Source organism: Achromobacter sp. (genome assembly GCF_036567245.1).
GTDB lineage: Bacteria > Pseudomonadota > Gammaproteobacteria > Burkholderiales > Burkholderiaceae_B > Achromobacter.
The window spans coordinates 1-3,486 of record NZ_DATCUY010000525.1; the positions used below are offsets into that span (position 1 = coordinate 1).

Here is a 3,486-nt window from a genome sequence, read left to right on the forward strand (position 1 = left end):
TGGACGCCCTGCCCCTGGCCTTGCTGCCGCAGGCGCAGGCCCGCCGCGACTGGCTCGACGACATCGGCTGCCATACATTGGCGGACCTGCGCGCCCTGCCGCGCGCGGGCCTGCAACGGCGTAGCGCCCCCGAACTGCTCCAGGCCCTGGACGCCGCCTACGGCCAGGCGCCCGAACTCCATCGCTGGATCGAACCGCCGCACCAGTTCTCGCGCCGCATCGAACTCACCGACTACGTCGAGCACACCGACGCGGTGCTGGCGGTGGCGCGCCGCCTGGCCGAACAGCTGGGCGGCTGGCTCAGCGCCCGGCAACTGGCGGTGCGCCGCGTGGTGCTCAGCATGGAGCACGAACGCGGCCGCCACGCCCGGCCGCCGACCGAGCTGGAGCTGGCCCTGGCCCAGCCGGTCTGGCAGCCGCAGCAGATTCTCCACCTGCTGCGGGAAAAGCTGGCCCGTTTCACCCTGGAAGCGCCCGTGATCGCCGTGATGCTGCTGGCGCCCGACACGGTCGAGCAGCCCGCCGCCAGCACCACCCTGTTCCCCGAGCCCGGCGGCACGCCCGCCGACCATGCCCGGCTGCTGGACCTGCTGGTGGCCCGGCTGGGCCGCGACCAGGTGCGCCACGCCCATCCCGTGCCCGACCACCGCCCCGAGGCCGCCAACGCCTGGGGCGACGCGCTGTCGCCGCCCCAACGGCCCGCCCCTCTGCCCGCGCTACTGGACCGGCCCTTCTGGCTGCTGGATCCGCCGCAACCCCTGAAGCTGTCCGGCCACCGGCCGCAATACGGCGGCCAGTCGCTGCGGCTGATGCGCGGCCCGGAACGCATCGAAAGCGGCTGGTGGGATCCGGCCCTGACCGTGCGCGACTACTTCGTCGCCGAGGACGCCGCCGCCGCGCGCTACTGGATCTACCGCGAGCGCGACGACGAGCACGCCCGCTGGTTCCTGCACGGGCTCTACGCCTGAAGCGGCATGCGCATGGACGACGATATCCCCGATGTCCTGGCCCAGCTGCCCGGCTACGCCGAGCTGCAATGCCAGTCCAATTTTTCTTTCCTGCAGGGCGCCTCGCACCCGGAGGAGCTGATCGAGCGCGCCGCCGAACTGGGCTACGCCGCGCTCGCCATCACCGACGAATGCTCGCTGGCGGGCGTGGTCCGCGCCCACGTGGAGGCCAAGGCCCGCAAGCTGCCGCTCCTCATCGGCGCCACCTTCCAGCTGCGCGCCGCGCCCGACGCCGCGCCGCTGGGCCTGATCCTGCTGGCGCAGACGCGCGAGGGCTACGGCAACCTGTCGGAACTGATCACCCTGGCCCGCACCCGCGCGCCCAAAGGCGAATACCGGCTGGCGCCCGAAGACCTCACCGATCCGCCCGCGGGCTACGCCCATCTGCGCCACCTGCCCGAATGCCTGGCCATCCTGAGCCCCGCCTACGGCACCGATGCCGACCGCATGGCCGAGCAGGCGCGCTGGCTGGCGCGCGTCTTCCCCCATCGCGCCTGGGTGGGACTGACCTTGCTGCACCGTTCGCGCGACGACTTGCATCGCGCCGCGGTCGAACAGGCCGCGCAGGCCGCGGAACTGCCTCTCGTGGCCTTGGGCCAGGTACAGATGCATCTGCGTTCACGCAAGCCGCTGCACGACACGCTGACCGGCATCCGCACCCGCCAGCCGGTGTCGCAGTGCGGCTACGAACTGTCCGGCAACGCCGAACAGCACCTGCGCACGCGCATGCGGCTGGCCAATCTCTATCCCCCGCAGGCGCTGGCCCAGACGCTGGCGGTAGCCCGCCGCTGCGCCTTCTCATTGGATGAGCTGCGCTACGAATACCCGGACGAGATCATTCCGCGCGGCCATTCGCCGGCGACCTATCTGCGCCAGGAAACCCTGGCCGGGGCCGCGCGCCGCTTCCCTGCCGGCACGCCGGACAGCGTCACCGCACAAATCGAAAAAGAGCTGGCCCTGATCACGGGCCTGCACTACGAAGCCTATTTCCTGACGGTCTACGACATCGTCCAATTCGCCCGCGGCCAGGGCATCCTGTGCCAGGGCCGCGGGTCGGCCGCCAACTCGGCCGTCTGCTACTGCCTGGGCATCACCGAAGTAGACCCGGTGCGCGGCAACAACCTGTTCGAACGCTTCATCAGCAAGGAGCGCAACGAACCGCCCGACATCGACGTGGACTTCGAGCATCAGCGCCGCGAAGAGGTCATCCAGTACATCTATGGCAAATATGGCCGCGAGCGCGCCGCGCTGACCGCCGTGGTCATCTCCTACCGCCCGCGCAGCGTATTGCGCGATACCGGCAGCGCGCTGGGCGTGGACCTCGGTGTCATCGACGCCGTGGCGCGCGCCCACCAATGGTGGGACGGCAAAAAGGAAATGCTGCGCACCCTGGGCGCCTGCGGCCTGGACCCGGAATCGCAGGTGGCGCGGCAGTGGGCGGCGCTGGCGCAGACGCTGATGGGCTTTCCGCGCCACTTGTCGCAGCACCCCGGCGGCTTCGTGATCTCCCGCGGCAAGCTGTCGCGGCTGGTGCCCATCGAGAACGCCGCCATGGAAGACCGCAGCGTCGTGCAGTGGGACAAGGACGATCTGGACGCACTCGGCCTGCTGAAAGTGGATGTGCTGGCCCTGGGCATGCTGTCGGCGCTGCGCCGCACGCTGGAGCTGGCCGGCCAGCGCCGCGGCCAGCCCTTGCGGCTGCAGGACATCCCGCCGGACGATACGCCCACCTACGACATGATCTGCGACGCCGACACCATAGGCGTGTTCCAGATCGAATCCCGCGCGCAAATGACCATGCTGCCGCGGCTGCGACCGCGCCAATACTACGACCTGGTGGTGCAGGTGGCCATCGTGCGGCCCGGCCCGATCCAGGGCGGCATGGTCCATCCCTATCTGCGCCGCCGCCAGGGGAAAGAACCCGAAACCTATCCCAGCGAAAAAGTGCGTGGCGTGCTCAGCCGCACCATGGGCGTGCCCATCTTCCAGGAACAGGTCATGCAGATCGCCGTGGTCGCCGCCGGCTTCACGCCGGGCGAATCCGACCAGTTGCGCCGCTCCATGGCCGCTTGGAAACGCAAGGGCGGCGTGGACAAGTACCGCACCAAGCTCGTCGGCGGACTGCTGGCCCATGGCTACAAGCTGGATTTCGCCGAAGCGCTGTTCCGGCAGATCGAAGGCTTCGGCGAATATGGCTTCCCCGAAAGCCACGCCGCCAGCTTCGCCCTGCTGGCCTATGCCAGCTCATGGCTCAAGCGGCACGAACCCGAAGCCTTCCTGGCCGCCTTGCTCAACTCCCAGCCCATGGGCTTCTACGCTCCCGCGCAACTGGTGCAGGACGCCCGCCGCCATGGCGTCTGCGTGCTGCCGCCGGACGTCATGATCAGCGGCTGGGACTCGGCGCTGGAAACCCTGCCCGAGGGCCACCCCGGCGCCCGCCGGACCGCGCATCCGCACGCGCCCGCCACCGACGGCCCCC

Annotated in this window: 2 protein-coding genes; both read left to right on the plus strand. The window is 70.2% G+C overall.

Annotated features, from left to right (window positions below; genetic code table 11):
• Nucleotides 1-968: DNA polymerase Y family protein (locus VIR09_RS22165; RefSeq protein WP_332014802.1), on the plus strand; the 968-nt coding region annotated here is incomplete at its 5' end.
• A gap of 6 nt (nt 969-974) precedes the next feature.
• Nucleotides 975-3,486, plus strand: a 2,512-nt coding sequence (locus tag VIR09_RS22170) for an error-prone DNA polymerase (protein WP_332014803.1), incomplete at its 3' end; no start/stop codon positions are given.